This is a genomic window from Sulfuricaulis sp., assembly GCF_049587675.1.
In the GTDB taxonomy this organism is placed as follows: domain Bacteria; phylum Pseudomonadota; class Gammaproteobacteria; order Acidiferrobacterales; family Sulfurifustaceae; genus Sulfuricaulis.
The window spans coordinates 1-1,694 of sequence record NZ_JBAVEJ010000120.1 but is presented as its reverse complement, the minus strand read 5'-3'; the positions used below and the strand labels follow the sequence as shown (position 1 = coordinate 1,694).

Here is a 1,694-nt window from a genome sequence, read left to right as displayed (position 1 = left end):
GCGCCCACCAATGCGCCGGTATGCGACATCGCGGCGCGCGACCCCGCGGCATGCCGCCCGGCCTTGACGACCACGACCGGTTTCAGGCGCGCGGCGACACGCAACGCGCTCAGGAATCGGCGCGATTGCCGGATACCCTCGATGTAGAGCAGGATGCTGTGCGTGGCGGGATCGACCGCGAGGTAATCGAGCAAGTCGCCAAAATCGATATCCGACCCTTCGCCCAGCGACACCACCGCCGAGAAGCCGACGTGATGGGCCTCGGCCCAGTCGAGAATCGCCGTGCACAGCGCGCCGGATTGCGATACCAGCGCGAGCGAGCCGGAGCGCGCGGTATTATTGGTGAACGTGGCGTTGAGTTTCGCCGCGGGGCGTATCAGCCCGAGGCAGTTCGGTCCGAGCAGGCGCATATGGTAACGCCGCGCCTCGGCCAGTAGCGCCGTTTCGAGTTCGATGCCGGTGGTCTTTTCCTGGCCTTCGGTAAACCCCGCCGAGTGGATGATCGCCGCGCGCACGCCATGTTCGCCGCATTCATGGATGATTCCCGGCACCGTGGCGGCCGGCGTGGCGATCACCGCCAGATCCACGGGCGCATCCGTCTCGGCAATCGAGTGGAAACAGCGCCGCCCGGCCACGGTGTCATGCTTAGGATTGATGGGAAAGATCGGCCCGTCGAAACCGGCCGCCAGTAAATTATGCAGAACGCGTCCACCGACCGAGTCTTTTCGGTCCGACGCGCCGAAAACCGCGATGGCGCGCGGGGCAAACAGCCGATCAAGGTAATGCGGACCCATGTGTCAGTGCTCTCAGTGCATTACGCCGATGGGCCTATTGTACGCGATGCCGTATATTTTGCTGCGCCGCCGGGTGGAGTTTTGCTGGAAGGCACCTGACTAACGAGAATTAAGGAACCTCTGATTAAGTCCGTTCGTGGTGAGCCTGTCGAACCACGAATGGACAAATCGTCTATCATTTACGGCATTTCCCGCTCACCCTTCGACAATCTCAGGGCGAACGGGAAACTTGATGAGTGGGTTCCCTAATTGTTGAGGCTCTACATTATGTGCTCGGTTTTCCCGCCGGAGCCATGTCACGGCCAGGGTGCTTGCAGCTGTCGGGGTTTTCACGGCACTTCTCGCGGTGCTCGCGCATCTCCTCGCGCCTTTTCTTGCACTCTTCCGGGTTGGCTTCGCATTTAGCGCGCATTTCAGCGCGGTGCGCATTCATCTGTTCGCGCTGCTTCTGGCATTCCTCGGGGTTGGCGTCGCACTTGGCCTTGCGCTCCGCCATACGAGCCTTGATCTCCTCACAGCGCTTCGGGTCCTGCGCGCATTTTTCCTGCATGCGGGTTTTCATTTCCTGGCACTTCTGCGGGTTGTCGGCACACCACTGTTGACGATTGGGCGCCGGCCCGGGTTTGCCAGCGGCATCATCAGCCAGCGCCACACCTGCGAACAGCCCCAGGAAGGCCGGGATTAAAACAAGAGAACGGATGTTTAATTTCATGAAAAAACTCCATTTGTTGGTTGCATCAGGATTGCTTAACGCGGCAACTTGAGGGAGGTTGACGGAGATGTTTTGTGTGCGCTCCGCAAACGACTGGAAAGGCTATTTCTGGGTGGTTCCACCCCTGCAACATTGCCGTCATCCCCACGAAAACTAAGTTTGTCGTCATTCCCCCGCAGGCGGGCATG

At 60.2% G+C, this 1,694-nt stretch carries 2 protein-coding genes; both read right to left on the bottom strand.

What is annotated here, in order from left to right; all coding sequences use genetic code 11:
- The coding region (locus tag WB402_RS06225; protein ID WP_424206056.1) for an acetate--CoA ligase family protein at nt 1-794 on the bottom strand (794 nt) is incomplete at its 3' end.
- 265 nt (nt 795-1,059) lie between these two features.
- Nucleotides 1,060-1,506, bottom strand: a complete 447-nt coding sequence (locus tag WB402_RS06220) for a hypothetical protein (RefSeq protein ID WP_424206055.1) — start codon at nt 1,504-1,506, stop codon at nt 1,060-1,062.
- Between the last annotated feature and the right edge of the window lie 188 nt (nt 1,507-1,694).

Coding starts and splice junctions, on each gene's coding strand:
- WB402_RS06220 (WP_424206055.1), bottom strand. CDS start 1,506: ATGAAATTAAACATCCGTTCTCTTGTTTTAATCCCGGCCTTCCTGGGG.